17 protein-coding genes are annotated in these 16462 nt (G+C 59.7%); 9 read left to right on the top strand and 8 right to left on the bottom strand.

Annotation, left to right across the window (positions count from 1 at the left end; translation table 11 throughout):
* Positions 1-4: 4 nt before the first annotated feature.
* Both LOY56_RS22945 and LOY56_RS22940 read right to left on the bottom strand, forming a co-directional pair.
* Complete coding sequence (locus tag LOY56_RS22945; RefSeq protein WP_258617261.1) at positions 5-1084, bottom strand: endonuclease/exonuclease/phosphatase family protein; 1080 nt, start codon at positions 1082-1084, stop codon at positions 5-7.
* A 74-nt stretch (positions 1085-1158) separates the two neighbouring features.
* Positions 1159-1833, bottom strand: a complete 675-nt coding sequence (locus LOY56_RS22940) for a YciC family protein (protein ID WP_258617256.1) — start codon at positions 1831-1833, stop codon at positions 1159-1161.
* Positions 1834-2011: 178 nt separating this feature from the next.
* Between LOY56_RS22940 and LOY56_RS22935 the strand changes: the two genes are divergently transcribed.
* From LOY56_RS22935 to LOY56_RS22925, 3 genes are all read left to right on the top strand, one after another.
* Positions 2012-2788: a DUF2076 domain-containing protein gene (locus LOY56_RS22935; RefSeq protein ID WP_258617255.1), complete on the top strand. Its 777-nt coding sequence runs from the start codon at positions 2012-2014 to the stop codon at positions 2786-2788.
* Positions 2789-3003: 215 nt separating this feature from the next.
* Positions 3004-3483, top strand: coding sequence for an NYN domain-containing protein (locus tag LOY56_RS22930; RefSeq protein ID WP_030129509.1), 480 nt, complete (start codon positions 3004-3006; stop codon positions 3481-3483).
* 22 nt (positions 3484-3505) lie between these two features.
* Entirely contained in the window at positions 3506-4117 is a 612-nt protein-coding gene (locus tag LOY56_RS22925; protein WP_258617254.1) for a PolC-type DNA polymerase III, read from the top strand.
* 39 nt (positions 4118-4156) lie between these two features.
* On the opposite strand, the gene LOY56_RS22920 is transcribed toward LOY56_RS22925, so the two are convergent.
* Positions 4157-4603 carry an Lrp/AsnC family transcriptional regulator gene (locus tag LOY56_RS22920; RefSeq protein ID WP_217858139.1) on the bottom strand — a complete coding sequence of 149 codons (447 nt, stop codon included), beginning with the start codon at positions 4601-4603 and terminating at the stop codon, positions 4157-4159.
* 163 nt (positions 4604-4766) lie between these two features.
* Here LOY56_RS22920 and yedA point away from each other — a divergent pair, with 163 nt between their 5' ends.
* Together yedA and LOY56_RS22910 are read left to right on the top strand one after the other, a co-directional pair.
* The gene (gene yedA, locus LOY56_RS22915) at positions 4767-5693 is read left to right on the top strand and encodes a drug/metabolite exporter YedA (RefSeq protein ID WP_258617253.1); all 927 of its coding nucleotides are present in this window, start codon (positions 4767-4769) and stop codon (positions 5691-5693) included.
* Between the two features lie 65 nt (positions 5694-5758).
* Positions 5759-7093 carry a DEAD/DEAH box helicase gene (locus LOY56_RS22910; RefSeq protein ID WP_258617252.1) on the top strand — a complete coding sequence of 445 codons (1335 nt, stop codon included), beginning with the start codon at positions 5759-5761 and terminating at the stop codon, positions 7091-7093.
* Between the two features lie 189 nt (positions 7094-7282).
* Here LOY56_RS22910 and LOY56_RS22905 read toward each other — a convergent pair whose 3' ends face one another.
* Positions 7283-8530 (bottom strand): TIGR03862 family flavoprotein, encoded by a 1248-nt coding sequence (locus tag LOY56_RS22905; RefSeq protein WP_258617251.1) that lies wholly within the window; start codon positions 8528-8530, stop codon positions 7283-7285.
* 295 nt (positions 8531-8825) lie between these two features.
* Entirely contained in the window at positions 8826-9746 is a 921-nt protein-coding gene (locus LOY56_RS22900) for a histone deacetylase (protein WP_258617250.1), read from the bottom strand.
* A 92-nt stretch (positions 9747-9838) separates the two neighbouring features.
* On the opposite strand from LOY56_RS22900, the gene LOY56_RS22895 reads away from it, so the two are divergent.
* The 3 genes from LOY56_RS22895 (at position 9839) to LOY56_RS22885 (ending at position 11974) form a co-directional block, all read left to right on the top strand.
* Positions 9839-10408 (top strand): GNAT family N-acetyltransferase, encoded by a 570-nt coding sequence (locus LOY56_RS22895; protein ID WP_258617249.1) that lies wholly within the window; start codon positions 9839-9841, stop codon positions 10406-10408.
* A gap of 106 nt (positions 10409-10514) precedes the next feature.
* Entirely contained in the window at positions 10515-11384 is an 870-nt protein-coding gene (gene tesB, locus LOY56_RS22890) for an acyl-CoA thioesterase II (RefSeq protein WP_258617248.1), read from the top strand.
* Positions 11381-11974: an HAD family hydrolase gene (locus LOY56_RS22885; protein ID WP_258617247.1), complete on the top strand. Its 594-nt coding sequence runs from the start codon at positions 11381-11383 to the stop codon at positions 11972-11974. The genes tesB and LOY56_RS22885 overlap by 4 nt, the downstream gene beginning before the upstream one ends.
* Positions 11975-12004: 30 nt before the next feature.
* On the opposite strand, the gene LOY56_RS22880 is transcribed toward LOY56_RS22885, so the two are convergent.
* Together LOY56_RS22880 and LOY56_RS22875 are read right to left on the bottom strand one after the other, a co-directional pair.
* Positions 12005-12961: an alpha/beta fold hydrolase gene (locus LOY56_RS22880; RefSeq protein WP_258617246.1), complete on the bottom strand. Its 957-nt coding sequence runs from the start codon at positions 12959-12961 to the stop codon at positions 12005-12007.
* Entirely contained in the window at positions 12961-13845 is an 885-nt protein-coding gene (locus tag LOY56_RS22875; protein ID WP_258617245.1) for a neutral zinc metallopeptidase, read from the bottom strand. The genes LOY56_RS22880 and LOY56_RS22875 overlap by 1 nt, the downstream gene beginning before the upstream one ends.
* Before the next feature lie 343 nt (positions 13846-14188).
* Here LOY56_RS22875 and LOY56_RS22870 point away from each other — a divergent pair, with 343 nt between their 5' ends.
* Entirely contained in the window at positions 14189-15067 is an 879-nt protein-coding gene (locus tag LOY56_RS22870; RefSeq protein ID WP_258617243.1) for a DMT family transporter, read from the top strand.
* A 42-nt stretch (positions 15068-15109) separates the two neighbouring features.
* On the opposite strand, the gene LOY56_RS22865 is transcribed toward LOY56_RS22870, so the two are convergent.
* A complete protein-coding gene (locus LOY56_RS22865; protein ID WP_258617242.1) occupies positions 15110-16462 on the bottom strand; it encodes an MFS transporter in 1353 nt (450 codons plus the stop codon).

Here is a 16462-nt window from a genome sequence, read left to right as displayed (position 1 = left end):
TGACCTAAGGCGCAGCCGGCAACAGAAACCGCGCAATCACCGGCAAGTGATCGGAAGTTCGTAACGTATCGTCCTGCCTCACCCGCGCTTCGACCCGTTTGAGGTGCGGGCTGTAAAACAGGTAGTCGACGGTCCGGTCGGGGCCGTTCAAGCCCGGGTCGTTCGGGTAATGGGTCAGCCATTGCGCCCGGTCGATACCGCTGGCTTCGTTGTTGGTGGGAATCATCGGGTATTTGTCCCACAGCACATGCAGCGCGCTGTCGGCGGAGTAGGGCATGCGTTGCTCGGCGCTCAGGCGTCGATACTGGCCCAACGGCAACAGGTTGAAATCACCACCCATCAGCCACGGCGTGCCGCGGCTTTCATACTTGTCGAGGACCTTGGCCACGGCGGTCACCTGGCTTTGCAAGGTTTCGTCGGGCGGCGTGGCGCGGTCCAGATGGGTATTGAGCACGGCCATCTGGCCGCCGTTGTTCAATGGCAGGTAAGTGACCAGCAAGGCGTTTTTCGGCGTGAACTGACGGCTGATGACATTGGCCGGTGCGACCGGTAATTGCAGTCGTTCGGCGTGTTCGATCTGATAGCGGCTCAGGGTTGCCAATTGCCGGCCAACGCTGCCGAAGATGTGCGGTTCAGGCACGAAGTCGGCTTTCCAGTCGAAGGCCTGGGTGGTGCATGGATACAGGTCGGTGACTCGATCCTGAAGCAGTTTGAATTGGTTCTGATAATCGCTGGCCTTGGCGCCGTCATCGAGTTCCTGCAGCAGCACGATGTCCGGTTGCTCGTCGCGAATAACTCGTGCCACTTCGTCGAGGCTGAAGGCCATGTCTTCAGGTGTAGGGCGCTCGTCGTCCCCTGCGGCCAGATCATTCCAGAACACATAGCGCTTGCCTGCCAGGTACTGGACGTTCCAGGTCATCACCTTCAGCGCCTGGCCGGGCACCAGCGTCGGCGCCTGGGCGTTGCAACTGACCGGCAGCACTTCCTTGACCTGGGGGCGCCAGGTCAGGCTATAGATCAGCAATGCAATCAGACCGATGGCAATCAGCAGGCCCAGCAGGGTGTAGCGCAGTAGACGGGTCATGGCTCGGCTTATCGCGTTACAAAATTGACCCCGAGCATAACCGAGAGCAGCGCCCAAGCCCAAGGGTAGAGCGCTCAGAGCGTTCCGTCAGCTTTCTCGGGCGCATCGGCGATCAGCATGAACAAGCGGAATAGCACCACGCTGGTGAACAGTTGCAGAAAGCTGTGAGCGCTGTCGATCAGTAGCGAGATGGCCGGGTTCTGCGGGTCAGGATAAGCCGCCAGCGTCGCCCCCTTGAGCACCCACAACGGGCCCATCACGCACAGAATGCACACCAGAATGCGCAGGAAATGCCCGCGGGTCAGGCGCAGGCTTTCCTTCATCGCCGCCAGCGGTGCAAATCCTCGCAGCACTAACAGGTACTCGCCGAATGCCAGCATCACCATCAACCAGATCCCCGGCAGGAAATACAGCGACAGGCCGATCAGGATCAGCAGTGTATTGAGGGCGGTCAACACGGCGAAACGCGGCCACAAGGTTGCAGAGGTTGCCAGCAAATCGCGGATGCGCGGCGATTCGCCACGGCTGCGGGCATCGAGAAACAGGATCAGCGCGGCGGTGTACAGCGGGTACACCAACAGGCCGACAATCACACTGATGCCGGGAAAGCTGTCCGGTTCGGTGGAGTGGTCGACCACTTGTTGCAGCACTGCCTCGACAATCACCAGCGGCAGGCACAACTGCACGATCTGGCGCAGATTGCGCTTGAAGAAATACAGAGAGTCACGCAGTACATCGAACGGATTCATCAGTCGGTATCGCAGGTTGAAAGCAGTGCCTCACTTTAACCGATGAAACCCTTTGGGGCGCAAACGTAAACGTTCGGTAAAGATCATTGAAACATCCTGTATCAGTCTCCATTACGGGTGAGCACCTTATCCACCGTGGATGAGGGCAACGATATTCCCGGCAATCTACGAGGTCGCCATGAACAGCGAAGAACAAACCCTGATCGATGGACTGTTTTCCCGGCTGCAACAGGCCGAAACGGATTCAGCCCCGCGCGATGCCCAAGCCGAGGCGCGGATCAAGGAACACCTGACGCGCCAGCCAGCGGCGGGCTATTTCATGACCCAGGCGATTCTGGTGCAAGAGGCCGCCATCAAGAGCCTCGACGAACAGAGCAAGCAGCTCACCGCGCAAGTGCAGCAATTGCAGGCCGAACTGCAACAGGCCAAGGCGCAGACAGCCGCCCCGGCATCCGGCAGCGGCGGCTTTTTGTCGAGCATCTTTGGTGGCGCTTCCCGTGATCCGCAACCAGCGCCGACGCAAAGCGCCGCCCCCTCGAACGGCGGCTGGCGTGAACCGGGACGACCATCGTTCAACTCGCAGCCGCCCCAGCAAAACTTTGGTGCGCCGGCTGCTCAGCAGAACTTCGGAGCGCCGCCTCAGCAGAACTACGCGCCACAACAACCTGCCGGCAGCGGTTTCCTCGGTGGTGCATTGAAAACGGCAGCGGGTGTGGCCGGTGGCGTGATGCTGGCACAAGGCATCAGCAGTCTGTTCCACCACAATCAACAGCCGGAAGTGGTTGAAGTCATCAAGGAAGAACCGGCTCAGGTCAGCGATCAAAGCGACAGCAGCAGTGGTTGGGGCAATGATCAGCGTGTGGCTGACAACTCCAATGATCAGGGCGGTTTTACCGACGCCGACTACAGCGATGACAGCTCATCGTTCTTCGGCGACGACGATTCCTTCGTCTAATACATCCGTGGCGAGGGAGCGTGCTCCCGCTGGACTGCGTAGCAGGCCCCTTGGGTTTTAAAGCAAGGGCGCCACTTCGCACCCCAACGGGAGCAAGCTCCCTCGCCACACGGCCGATTATTCGCGGAACAATCCTTCGGGCTGGCATACTGGGCAACTTTTCGGGCCTAGTGCCTGATCCTGCCCGCGCTTCGGCACGCTAATGAGGATGTACGGTGAAAAAAATCGCAGTGTTCGCCGATGTCCAGAACCTCTATTACACCGTGCGTCAGGCTTATGGTTGCCACTTCAACTACGCCGCGTTGTGGGCGGACGTCAGTAAAGAAGGGCAGATCGTCGAGGCCTATGCCTATGCGATCGATCGTGGCGACAGCAAGCAGCAGCAGTTTCAGCAGATCCTGCGCAATCTCGGCTTCATCGTGAAGCTCAAGCCCTACATCCAGCGCAGCGACGGTTCGGCCAAAGGCGACTGGGACGTGGGCATCACCCTCGATATCATGGACGCCGCCGACCATGTCGACGAAGTGGTGCTGGCCTCCGGTGACGGGGATTTCGACATGCTGCTGGAGCGCATCATCAGCAAGCACGGTGTGCAAGCGGTGGCCTATGGCGTACCCGGTCTCACCGCCAATTCGCTGATCCGCGCTGCCAGTCGTTATGTGCCGATCGAAGGCGCATTGCTGCTCAAGAATTGATTTTTACGGAGTTGAAACAGGTTTGGAACGCATAGCAGTCATCGACTTTGAAACCACCGGACTCTCCCCGAGCAGCAGCTGCCGGGCCACGGAAATTGCCGTGGTGATTCTTGAACAGGGGCGCATCGTCGAGCGTTATCAAAGCCTGATGAACGCTGGCGTGCGAGTGCCGGCCTTCATTGAGCAACTCACCGGCATCAGCAACGCCATGCTGCGCACCGCGCCCTCGGCCGAGCAGGTGATGAACGAGGTCAATGAATTCGTCGGCATCACCCCGCTGCTGGCCCACAACGCTGCGTTCGACCAGAAATTCTGGGACTACGAGCTCGGACGGATCAAACGCACACGCTTGCAGAACTTTGCCTGCTCGCTGTTACTCGCCCGCCGCCTGATGCCCGCCGCGCCAGACCACAAACTCGGCACCCTCACCGCGTTCGCCAGCCTGCCCAATACCGGCAAGGCTCACCGGGCCATGGCCGATGCGGAAATGGCGGCCAACCTGACGGCGCACTTGGCCGAAGAGTTGCGGCGCAAGCATGGGTTGCGGGAGTTGTCCCATGATCTGCTCGTCAGTTTGCAGAAAGTGCCGGCGGCGAAGATCAATGAGCATTTGAAGCGGTATCGTGGGTTCTGAGTACGCCGCAGATTGAGTGTGGGAGCGGTGACATTAGATCTACTTCCCTTCCAACTGCCCCAACGGCACCCGCTTCTCGATGGCGCTGGACAGCACGATCGAGGTCTTGCTGAACCCGAACGTGGCGATCCGGTTGATCAACTCTTCCAGCTCCGGCATCGAGCCCACCGCCGCTTGCATGATCACGCACGGGTCGCCGGTGACGCGATGGCATTCGGTGAGCTGTGGGATTTTGATCAGTTCGTCGTAGGTTTTCTGGTTGCCGTGCTGGTTCAGGCGCAGTTCGATCACGCACTGGATCGGCAGGCCGAGTTTGGCCATGTCGACTTTCGCCTGGTAGCCGGTGATCACCCCGCAGGCCTCAAGTTTGGCCACGCGCTCGGCCACCGCCGGAGCGGACAGGTTCACCTTGCGTGCCAGTTCGGCGTAGGACGCACGACCGTTTTCCAACAGGGCGCTGAGGAGCATGCGGTCGTATTTGTCCATCATGGCATTCCTGAAAAAATACTGACTTTCGAAAGCACGGTTTATAGCGCTGAACTCCGTGTTTTGAAAAGTGTACCGGCGCTATAAACAGGTTTTGTAACTTATTTTCCGCCGCTGGCCTTTCTAGAATAGCTGCTCTCTTTGTCTTGTTCTCGAGCTGCTCATGCCTGGCATACGCCGTTTTTCCTTACCGCTGATCGCCGCTTTTTTCGCGCTGTACGTGATTTGGGGATCGACCTACCTGGTGATTCGAATCGGCGTGCAGTACTGGCCGCCGTTATTGCTCGCCGGTATCCGCTTCGTGATCGCCGGGACGTTGATGTACGCGTTCCTGCGCTGGCGCGGGGCACCGGCACCGACGTGGGCGCAATGGAAAGCGGCGGGGATCATCGGGATTTTGCTGCTGACGTGCGGTAACGGTGCGGTGAGCGTGGCTGAACACATTGGTGTCGCCTCCGGCGTTGCTGCGTTGGCGGTCGCGACGGTGCCGTTGTTTACCTTGCTATGTGGATATTTCTGGGGCACGCGTAATACCCGTCTCGAATGGGCCGGGATTGTGCTCGGGCTGATCGGTATCGCCATGCTCAACCTCGGTTCCAATCTGCAATCGAGCCCGTTGGGTGCGGCGTTGCTGGTATTCGCGGCTGCGTCCTGGGCTTTCGGCTCGGTGTGGAGCAAACACTTGCCGTTGCCACAGGGCGCGATGGCCAGTGCCGTGGAAATGCTGGTGGGTGGCGTGGTGTTGTTGATCGGCAGCGCGGTGAGTGGCGAGCATCTGGAGAGCATGCCGCCGATCGAAGGGTGGGCGGCGCTGGCGTACTTGACCGTCTTCGGTTCGATCATCGCCTTCAACGCCTACATGTACCTGCTCAAACATGTGCGTCCGGCGGCGGCCACCAGTTATGCCTACGTCAACCCTGCGGTGGCAGTGTTGCTGGGGATCGTGTTTGTTGGCGAGACCATTGGTATTGAAGAAGCGTTGGCCATGACAGTGATCATCAGTGCCGTGGTGTTGATCGGGTTGCCGCAGTGGCGCCGAGGTGCCGATCGGCCTGCCGTAGTGGTGCCGACAGAATCCCGAGCGAATTAGGGTAAACTGCGCGCCATTGCACACTCGTTTTGCACAACCGCGCTGAATTTTCCTACGGTACTCCCATGACTTTCGCCACCCTTGGCCTGATCGAACCCTTGCTGCGCGCTCTCGAGACGCTCGGCTACCAGACCCCTACGCCGGTGCAGACACAAGCGATTCCGGCGGTGCTGGCCGGTCGTGACCTGATGGCCGCAGCCCAGACCGGCACCGGCAAAACTGCCGGTTTCGCCTTGCCGCTGCTGCAATTGCTGGCCATGGAAGGGCCGAAAGTCAGCGCCAACTCCGTGCGCGCACTGATCCTGGTGCCGACCCGCGAACTGGCTGAGCAGGTTCACGAAAGCGTGCGTCAGTACGCCGAGAATTTGCCGTTGAGCACGTACGCGGTGTACGGCGGCGTCAGCATCAACCCGCAAATGATGAAGCTGCGCAAAGGCGTCGACCTGTTGGTGGCGACTCCGGGCCGTTTGCTCGACCTGTTCCGTCAGAACGCGCTCAAGTTCAACCAGTTGCAAACCCTGGTGCTGGACGAAGCCGATCGCATGCTCGATCTGGGCTTTTCCGAAGAACTGGGGAATATCTATAAAGCGCTGCCGAAAAAGCGTCAGACGCTGTTGTTCTCCGCGACCTTCTCCGACGCCATCCGCACGCTGGCCGGGCAAATGCTCAACGACCCGCTGAGCATCGAAGTCAGCCCGCGCAACGTCGCTGCCAACACCGTCAAGCAATGGGTGGTGACGGTGGACAAGAAGCGCAAACCGGAGCTGTTCGTTCATTTGATGCGCAAAGGCAAGTGGAAGCAGGTGCTGGTGTTCGCCAAGACCCGTAACGGCGTAGACGCGCTGGTGGAAAAACTCCAGGGCCTGGGCATCAATGCCGACGGCATCCACGGCGACAAACCTCAGGCGACCCGTCAGCGGGCACTGGATCGTTTCAAGGCCAGCGAAGTGCAGATCCTTGTAGCCACCGACGTAGCGGCCCGTGGTCTGGATATCGAAGATTTGCCATTGGTGGTCAATTTCGACCTGCCGATCGTGGCGGAGGACTACATCCACCGTATCGGTCGTACTGGCCGTGCGGGCGCAACCGGGCAGGCTATTTCGCTGGTGTGTGCTGATGAGGTGAATCAGCTGTCAGCCATCGAGATGTTGACCCGTCAGACGTTGACCCGCCAGATGGAACAAGACTTCGAGCCTGAACACCGCGTGCCGGATACCGACGCCAGCGGTCAGGTGGTCAAGAAGCCGAAAAAGCCGAAGAAGCCCAAGACCTCCAGTGGCGGCAAGCGCAATTTGGGCAAGTGGGTCGAGAGCGGGGATGCTTCGGCGCCGGAGCCTTCGATCAAGCCTGTGCGTAAAGTGCCGGTGTTTAATACCGGGCCTCGTAAGCGCAAGCCTTGATCCTCTGAAGATCGTTCCCACGCTCTGCGTGGGAATGCCTCAATGGACGCTCTGCGTCCGCTTCGGTAGGGACGCGGAGCGTCCCGGGCTGCATTCCCACGCAGAGCGTGGGAACGATCAATGAAGAAGCAGCGTCAAGCTGTCAGCTGCAAGCGGCAAGCTGAAATGCGCCCGTCTTGAGCTTGCAGCTTATAGCTTGTCGCTGGTCTTGAACCACTCCACCATCCCCAACCCCGCCGCTCGCCCACTGGCGAAACACGCGGTTAGCAGATAGCCACCGGTCGGCGCTTCCCAATCGAGCATTTCTCCCGCGCAGAACACGCCAGGCAGTTGCTTGAGCATCAATCGTTCATCCATCGACTCGAACATCACGCCCCCCGCGCTGCTGATGGCCTCGTCCAATGGCCGGGTTTTCACCAGCGTCAGCGGCAATGCCTTGATCGCTTTGGCCAGCAATGCCGGATCGGCAAAGCAGTCGGCCGGTGTCAGCTCGCGCAACAACGCCGCTTTCACGCCATCAAGACCAAGCTGACTGTGCAGGTGTTTGGACATGGAACGGGAGCCGCGCGGTTTGCTCAGCGCTGCCTGAATTTTATCCACAGGCTTGCCCGGCAACAGATCGAGGTGAATGGTTGCCGAGCCGTGTTGATTGATCGCTTCGCGGATCGGTGCCGACAGGGCGTAGATCAAACTGCCTTCAATCCCCGTGGCAGTGATCACGCATTCTCCGAGTCGCGGCACATCGTCATTGAGACCAATGGCGATGTTTTTCAGCGGGCTGCCTGCGAATTTGCTGACCATCAATTCGCTCCAGGCCTGCACCTCGAAGCCGCAATTGCTCGGTTGCAACGGCGCCAGTCCTACACCGCGCTGTTCCAGCGGCAGCATCCAGGCACCGTCCGAACCGAGGCGCGACCAGCTGCCGCCGCCGAGGGCCAACAGGGTGGCGTCGGATTGAATGGTTTTTTCGCCTTCGGGGCTGTCGATGCGCAAGTCACCGTTGCCATCCCAACCGAGCCAGCGATGGCGGGTGTGGATAACTACGCCGGCATCGCGCAGGCGTTTGAGCCAGGCCCGCAACAGGGGCGCGGCTTTCATGTCGGTAGGAAACACCCGGCCGGAGCTGCCGACAAAGGTTTCGATGCCCAGGTCATGAATCCATTGGCACAGGGCTTCGGCTCCGAAGGACCGTAACAGCGGTGCAATCTGTGGCGCCCGTTCGGCATAGCGTGAGAGAAACGCCGGGTAGGCTTCGGAATGGGTGATGTTCATGCCACCGACCCCGGCGAGGAGGAATTTTCGCCCCACAGAAGGCATGCCGTCGTACAGGTCGACTTTGATCCCGGCCTGGCTCAGCACTTCAGCCGCCATCAAACCGGCGGGGCCGCCGCCGATGATGGCGACGTGAGGGGGGAGGGAAGTGGAGGGCTGGGTCATGGCGAGAGCTGCGGTATGGCGGAGTAGCCGCGCATTCTAGCAGTACACAATAACTGTGGGAGCGGCGGTGCGGCGATCCGACTTGCCCGCGATAGCGGACTGTCAGGCAACAATGATGTTGAATGTACCGGCCTCATCGCGGGCAAGCCCGCTCCCACAGGGATTATTGGTGTGTTCAAGAGCTGATCAAAAAACAACCACTCCGTTGCACGCCATAGGCAGCATGGCCTGCAGCCCCTTTCACTCAGGTTATCCACAGGCGGTTCCACAGGCATTGTGGGTAAAGACCCATAGATCAATGACAACCTGATGACTGCCAGACCCGTTGGGCGCTGTGATGGAGGATTCCATGGCGGCGCGCCAGGGCCTTGCGGTCCTTGCTGTAGCCGCCGCCGATCACGCCGACCACCGGAATATCCCGGCCCAGGCAATGACGCATCACGCTTTCATCGCGAGCGGCGACGCCTTCGTCTGTCAGCTTCAGATAACCCAGTGCGTCATCCTTATGCACATCGACGCCAGCGTCGTACAGCACCAGATCCGGTTGGTAGAGCGGCAGCAAATAGTTGAGCGCGTCATCCACCACCTTCAGGTAATCGGCATCGCCCATGCCCATCGGCAATGGAATGTCCCAGTCACTTTCGGCTTTGCGTGCAGGAAAATTCTTTTCGCAGTGTAGGGAAACGGTCACTGCCTGCGGAGTGTTGTGCAGAATCCGTGCAGTCCCGTCACCCTGATGCACGTCGCAGTCGAAGATCAGCACCCGATTCACTCGGCCACTTTCCAGCAGGTAATGGCTGATCACCGCCAGGTCATTGAAGATGCAGAACCCTGCGGGATGATCGTAATGTGCGTGATGAGTGCCACCGGCCAGGTGACAGGCCAAACCATGCTCCAGTGCCTGTTCTGCCGCCAACAGCGAACCGCCGACCGCTCGCACCGTGCGCCGGGCCAGCGCTTCGCTCCAGGGCAAGCCGAGGCGTCGCTGGTCTTCGCGGGACAAATCGCCGCCCATGTAGCGTTCGATGTACGCAGGGTCATGGGCGAGGGCGAGAATCTCTGGCGGGCAGAGGTCCGGGCGCAGCAGATCGGTGTCGCGGGTCAGGCCACTGTCCACCAAGTGATCGCGCAGCAGGCGAAACTTGTCCATCGGGAAGCGGTGATCCGCCGGGAACTCAGGGCTGTAGTCTTCGTGGTAGATCAATGGCAGGGGCATGGCTGATTTATACACAAAGGCCTGTAGGAATGAGTGAAGGATCCTACCAGCGATGTAGACTTGGCGGCATGAAAACGGAGGAGCGGGGCACAATGGAGCCAATACTGGAACTCGAAAGCGCACGACTGTTGTTACGGCAGTGGCGTGATGAGGATTTGCCGGCGTTTGCGGCGATGTGCGCCGATCCACAGGTGATGCGTTATTTTCCGGCACCCTTGAGTCGACTGGAAAGTGCCGCGCTGATCGGACGGGTTCGCGGGCATTTTGCCGAGCATGGTTTCGGCCTCTGGGCACTGGAGCGCAAGGACACCGGGGCATTCATCGGGTTTACCGGGTTGGGTGTGGTCGGCTTCGACGCGCCGTTTACACCGGCCACTGAAATCGGCTGGCGCTTGGCCCGCGAGCACTGGGGGCTGGGTTATGCCAGCGAAGCGGCGTGGACCGCTCTGCGCTGCGGGTTTGATCGATTGCCGCTGAAAGAAGTGGTGTCCTTTACCGCCGAAACCAACTTGCCGTCGCAGAAAGTCATACAGGCCATTGGCATGCACCATGATCCGGCAAATGACTTCGACCACCCACGACTCGATGCCGATCACCCGTTGCGTCGGCACGTGTTGTACCGCATCACCCGTGAGCAATGGCTGCAAACCTTGCATGGATAAGCAGGCGCGGACGTTTACAATGACCCTTATGTTGAACCGGGCCATACACTGAATCGACCGCCGCAGCCCAGACTGCGCGGCATTGCGTTATGTGAGGAGAGTCTGAATGAGCCAAGTGTTGGAAGATCTGGTAGACCTGCTGACCCTGGAACCGATTGAAGAAAACCTGTTCCGTGGCCGCAGCCAGGACTTGGGTTTCCGTCAGCTGTTCGGCGGCCAGGTACTCGGCCAGTCCCTGTCGGCGGCCAGTCAGACTGTCGAGCCGGCGCGCCATGTGCATTCGATGCACGGTTATTTCCTGCGCCCGGGCGATGCTAAATTACCGGTGGTGTATCAGGTCGATCGGGTGCGCGATGGCGGCAGTTTCAGCACACGCCGGGTAACGGCGATTCAGAAGGGCAACCCGATCTTCACTTGCAGTGCTTCGTTCCAGTACGACGAAGAAGGCTTCCAGCACCAGAGCGAAATGCCGCAAGTGGTCGGCCCGGAAAACCTGCCGTCTGAGCTGGAGCTCACCCAGCAGCGTGCGCACCTGATCCCTGAGCACATGCGCGAAAAACTGCTGTGCCCGAAACCGATTGAATTCCGACCGGTGACTGAAAAAGATCCCTACAACCCGCAGCCTGCCGACCCAGTCAAATACGTCTGGTTCCGTGCCGATGGTGCGTTGGCCGATATCCCGGCGCTGCACAAATACCTGCTGGCCTACGCGTCGGACTTCGGTCTGCTGACCACCTCGATGCTGCCCCACGGCAAATCGGTCTGGCAGAAAGACATGCAGGTCGCCAGCCTCGATCACGCCTTGTGGTTCCACGCCGACCTGCGCGCCGATGACTGGTTGCTGTATGCGATGGACAGCCCATGGGCCGGCAACTCGCGCGGATTCTCCCGTGGCAGCGTGTTCAACCGTGCCGGGCGACTGGTGGCCTCGGTCACCCAGGAAGGCCTGATTCGTCATCGCAAGGATTGGATATGAGCCTGGCCGAGGTGCGGCACTGGGTGTTCGACATGGACGGCACCCTGACCGTGGCCGTGCATGATTTCGCGGCGATCCGCGTGGCGTTGGCGATTCCCGCCGAACACGACATCCTGACCCACCTTGCTACATTGCCAGCCGATGAAGCCGCGGCCAAACACGCGTGGCTACTGGAGCACGAGCGGGATCTGGCGTTGGGTTCGAAGCCGGCGCCGGGTGCGGTGGAATTGGTGCGTGAGTTGGCCGGGCGCGGTTATCGTCTGGGTATTCTCACGCGCAATGCTCGCGAGTTGGCGCATGTCACGCTGGAGGCCATCGGCCTGGCTGACTGCTTTGCGGTAGAGGATGTACTGGGCCGCGATGAAGCGCCGCCCAAGCCGCATCCTGGTGGATTACTGAAACTGGCCGAAGCCTGGAAAGTGCCGGCGAGCGAAATGGTAATGGTGGGTGATTACCGCTTCGATCTGGATTGCGGGCGTGCGGCGGGGACGCGGACGGTGCTGGTGAATCTGCCGGATAATCCGTGGCCGGAGTTAGCCGATTGGCATGCAGTCGATTGCGTGGCGTTGCAGCAGTTGTTGTTGGCTTGAAGGCCCCGTCGCGAGCAGGCCCCACAAAACTCACTGACCAAACAACACCTTCTGCCCCTCAGGCGATGTAAATATCCCGTCCCCATCATGCCCGACCCCGGGCACTTCGATCAGCTGCTGACTCAACCCCTGAGGATGACGTCGCTGCAGATAATTGAAATAGTTGCGCCCGCGAATCAATCGAGACGCGCCCTGAGCCTTGGCTTCACAACTTTTATCCAGCGCCGGATGATTCGGGTCGATGTCCTGCTGCCCGAGTAAATAAACGATGTCACGTTTGACATAGTTTTCTTCGAGTTGCGCAGGCGTTTGCCCATCGGCATAAGCGGGCAAATCCGCCAGTCCATACTTCCAGCGATTGAAGTTCGGACACCCTGCGTGACTGAACGCCACCGGACGTTGTTCATTGAAGTAGGCGTACGAGGAAGGATTGGCGATCACGTAGCGCACTTTTATGCCCTCCGTATCGAGGGCTGGCTGAGGGTGACTTAGCAAGGCATAACGCTGAACCACTTGAGCGCCGCCGGAATGCCCGGCGATGACGATTTGCTTCACGTCCGGAAACTGTCGCCGGTCACTCAGTCGAGCGACTATTTCATCGAGCGCCGCATAGGAGCTCAGCGTAAACGGCGCGGTGGATAAGCCGCCGGCCATCCAGTCATTGCCTTGCCAACGTAAAACGCTGTCAGGCACCGGATGGCTCGCGATGTCGGTTTCATTGAGAAACTGCGGGGCGAGCACCAACGTGTTCGCGCTTTGCCCGGCCTGTTCGGCGGCGTGTTCGGCGCTTTGGCGGTAGGTTTCAGCATTGCGCAAACGGCCATGGACGATGATCAGCACGCGTTCGATCTTCGTCGGCGTCGGGCCAATGCTCACTGCAATTTCTCCGGCGCTCAACAGCAAGCGTCCGGAACTGATCGCCACCACCTGCTCGGCAGCCTGGGTGCTTGCGCAGGTGATTAACAGAGCCAGCAGCCACTTACGCATCACAGATTCTTCGCGGCAAAGGTATCGCACTCGCCGACTTGGCCTTGTGCGAATCCGGCCTTGAACCAGCGCACTCGCTGAGCCGAAGTGCCATGGGTGAAGGAGTCCGGCACCACGCGGCCCTGACCTTGCTGTTGCAAGCGGTCGTCGCCGATGGCGTTGGCGGCATTCAAGGCTTCTTCGATGTCACCGGGTTCCAGCCAGTTCAGACGCTTTTGCGCGTTGTTGGCCCAGACGCCAGCCAGGCAATCGGCCTGCAGTTCTTGACGTACCAGCAAACCATTGTCGCCTTCCATCTGCCGGCCCTGTTGGCGAGCAGTCTGAATCTTCGCTGAAACACCGAGCAAGGTCTGCACATGGTGTCCGATTTCGTGAGCGATCACGTAAGCCTGGGCGAAATCGCCTGCGGCGGAAAAGCGTTGGGACATTTCCTGAAAGAAACTCATGTCCAGATAAACCTTCTGGTCAGCCGGGCAATAGAACGGACCGGTTGCCGACGTTGCCAGGCCACAGGCCGAATTGACGCGGTTGCTGAACAGCACCAGGGTCGGGTCTTTGTACTGTCGACCGGCCTGCTGGAAAATCTGGCCCCACGTGTCTTCGGTATCGCCGAGGATCGAGCGCACGAATTCGGCCCCTTCATCGGTAGCCGGTGGCGCCTTTCGGGTTTGAGTGGGTGCCGGGGCCGACTGTTCGCTCATTTGCCCAGTCAATTGGCCGAGGATCTGCATCGGGTCCTGGCCGGTGATCCAGCCGATCCCGACGATCAACAGGATCGCCGTCAGGCTTAGGCCCTTGCCTCCACCAAAGCGCATCCCTCCACCGACATCATCGCCACGGGCATCGACCACGTTGTCGCTGCGTCGGCCTTTTTTCCAAAGCATGGGGGATCCTCTTTTTTTGCTGGTGAAGAAGCATGATGAACAAGCCTGTGATGAGTGTTGCCGGTGAGTAGGCGTGACGCCAGTCCGGTCGTCCATCTTTTAGCACGCACGAAACATTTCAGACTTGTATTGAACATCGATAGCCCATCGAATTCCGTCAGACGATGGTTTTTTATCGATTGGGCGACGCATCTCATCGAATACCGGCGCTGATCGAACATTATTTGCCGTAACGCCTGTGAGAATCTGGAACCAGGTTCTAAATTGTCGGAGTTCATCCCCAGGTGCGGTGATCCGACTTGCCCGCGACGCTTTTGATCTCAAGACCCCCAAAGGGAGACCCATGACCCTCAGCACTCCGCTTTCCGGTGTCAATCAGCCCTTCAAAGGGATTCTGCTGATCGTCGTCGCCACTTTCCTGTTCTCCAGTCATGACGCTTTGTCGAAATACCTCTCGGGTTTCTACCCGGTAATCATGGTGGTGTGGGCCCGCTATGTGGTTCACACGTTACTGATGGCGGGGATTTTTCTGCCGCAGTCCGGGTTGCGTGTCCTACGGACCAAACGGCCATTGCTGCAACTGTTGCGGGCGTTGTGCCTGCTAGGGACCAGTTTGCTATTCACCACGGGGCTGCTGTTCATCCCTTTGGCCGAAGCCACGGCGGTCAACTTTCTCGCACCGGTATTGGTGACGGCGCTGTCGGTGCCGCTGCTCGGTGAACAGGTGACGCGTGGCCAATGGCTGGCGGTGGTGTGTGGGTTTATCGGGGTGTTGATCATCGTCCATCCCGGTGGCGAACTGTTCACGCCGGCGGTGTTGCTGCCGTTCTGCTCGGCACTGTTTTTCTGTTTCTATCAATTGCTCACCCGCAAGCTCAGCGAAATCGACAGCCCGACCACCAGCAACTTTTTTGCCGGGCTCTGCAACACCTTGGTGATGAGCACGCTGGTGCCGTTCTTCTGGCAAGTCCCAAGCCTGGGTCATGGTTTTATGATGGTGGCGCTGGGGGCGTGCGGGATGACGGCGCATCTGTTTCTGACTCAGGCCTTCCGCCACGCCGCGCCCGCGCTGTTGGCGCCGTTCGGCTATTGCCAGATCGTCTTTGCCGGTTTGCTGGGTTGGTTACTGTTTTCTCACACGCCGACCCTGACCACGGTGGTCGGGATCACGGTGATTTGTTGCAGCGGGTTGGCGGCAGTGTGGCAACAGCGTGGGCAGTAAGAGAGCGCAGGCCTGGAATCAGGCCTGCCGGAGGAAGGGATTTTACTCGGTGACGGTAGGAATCTTGCGCGGTGCCATGAAGTACATCCAGATCAGCGCGATGAAGTACATCGCCGGAATCATGGTGAACAGCACGGTGTAGTTGTTGTGGGTGACCGTCAGAATATGGCCCACCAATTGGGTCATGAACATCCCGCCGATGGCCGCGCACATCCCGCCGAAACCGAACACCGTACTCATCATGTGCTTGGGCGTGTAGTCCATCACCAGGCTCCAGATATTCGCGGTCCAGGCCTGGTGCGCACCGATGGCCAGGGAGATGGCAAACACCGCGACCCACAGGCTGCTTGAGCCGGCGGCCATGACCACGCCAATGATGCAGCAGGCGAACAGGAACATGGACATCAGTCGTGCTTTGATCGGGTTGATCCCGCGACCGATCAGGAATGAAGACAGGATCCCGCCACCGACACTGCCGAAGTCAGCGGTGAGGTAGATGATGATCAGCGGGATACCCATCTGAGTCACGTTGATCCCCAGGTTGTATTGCTGATTGAGGAACGGCGGCAGCCAGTACAGGTAAAACCAGAACACCGGCGCGGTCATCGAGTAGGCGAGGGCGAAGGCCCAGGTGCCACGCATGCGCAGGATTCGCGAGAACGGTACGCGGGACTGTTCCGGCTCGACTTCCCGCTGGATGTAGTCCAGTTCCGATTGTTTGACGCTCGGGTGATCTTCCGGGTTGAAGTACTTCAGCCCCCAGAACAGCAACCAGATGCCGCCCAGTGCCGACATGCACAGGAACGCGGCTTGCCAGCCCCAGACGTGGAGGATCAGCGGCAGCAGCATCGGCGTGAACATCGCGCCGACGTTGGTCCCGGCGTTGAAGATGCCAGTTGCTACGGCGCGCTCGCCAGCGGGGAACCACAACCGGGTGGTTTTCACACAGGCTGGGTAATTCGCCGCTTCGGTCAAACCGAGAATGAACCGGCAGACCATGAAGCCCACTGCCGACGTGGCCAGGCCATGAGCGCCGGTGGCCAGGCTCCAGAGCAGCACCGCGCAGAAGAACACGCGTTTAACGCCGACCCGATCGATCAATCGGCCCTGCAGCACAAAGCCGATGGCGTAGCCGACCTGAAACCAGAAGTTGATGTTGGCGTAATCCATCGCCGTCCAGCTCATCTCCTTGGCCAGGATTGGCTGCATCACGCCCAGGGCAGCGCGGTCGATGTAATTCAGGGTGGTGGCGAAAAACACCAGCGCCAGCATCCCCCAACGGGTTTTGCCCACGGCCATGGCGCCGCGGATTTTGTCGCCGATACCGCCAGTGGCGACGCCTATGGCCGGAGCCACGCGAGAGCTTTCCGTTTGAGAGCTTTGAGAAGGAAACAT

Source organism: Pseudomonas sp. B21-048, from assembly GCF_024748615.1.
Lineage (GTDB): Bacteria > Pseudomonadota > Gammaproteobacteria > Pseudomonadales > Pseudomonadaceae > Aquipseudomonas.
The sequence above is the reverse complement of the archived record's forward strand: the minus strand, read 5'-3'. Positions and strand labels throughout refer to the sequence as shown.